Origin of the sequence: Lysinibacillus alkalisoli, assembly GCF_014643595.1 — a bacterium.
Lineage (GTDB): Bacteria > Bacillota > Bacilli > Bacillales_A > Planococcaceae > Metalysinibacillus > Metalysinibacillus alkalisoli.
The window spans coordinates 1-721 of record NZ_BMJT01000034.1; the positions used below are offsets into that span (position 1 = coordinate 1).

1 protein-coding gene is annotated in these 721 nt (G+C 47.4%); it reads right to left on the minus strand.

Going from position 1 to position 721, the window contains the following annotated elements:
• Window positions 1-142 precede the first annotated feature (142 nt).
• On the minus strand, window positions 143-679 hold the full coding sequence (locus IEW44_RS16195; protein ID WP_188616022.1) for a ribulose-1,5-bisphosphate carboxylase small subunit: 537 nt from the start codon (window positions 677-679) through the stop codon (window positions 143-145).
• Window positions 680-721: the final 42 nt, after the last annotated feature.

Below are 721 nucleotides of genomic sequence, written 5' to 3' on the forward strand. Positions count from 1 at the left end.
TAATTTCCATTGAAGTCCGAAAACAGAAACCAAAAATACAGGATGATGAAATCTCAAAAAGCAAAAACAAATGGGAATGTAGTTTAAGTACAAACAAACAAAGTGGGGTGGCGGCTACAAATGCTTTGCAAATTTTTCACACTTAGAAGCCTGGGGGCTTGTAGGCGATGAAGCTGATGCACTGCACTTGGCGAACGTTGTCGAATCCGATGATACGGATGAAGCCGTTGGGGTATGCAGTCTTAGCCTCTTGAAGCTCCTTCAACACCTGAGAAGCATCAGTGCAACCAAACATAGGCAGCTTCCACATGGTCCAGTAGCGTCCATCGTAGTATCCTGGTGACCTGTTGTGCTCACGGTACACGAAACCGTGCTCCAACTCGAATTCCAAGCAAGGAATCCATCCCTTCCTAAGAAGGTATTCTACTTCCTTTGCCAATTGTGCATCATCAAGGTCTGGCAGGTAGGAAAGAGTCTCAAACTTCTTCTTGCCAACTGGTGGCCACACCTGCATGCATTGCACTCTTCCACCGTTGCTAGCAATGGAGGTAATGTCATTGTTGGTCTTTCTGGTGGGGAAGCCAGCCATGGACTTGAGGCCAGTGAATGGAGCAACCATGCCGGCACCGGCACGGTTGACAGTGGTAACAGCTGGGGAAGAGATCATTGAGGAAGCCATTTGCTTCTCCTTCTTAGTTCTCAACTACTTGTTCTTCTGCTG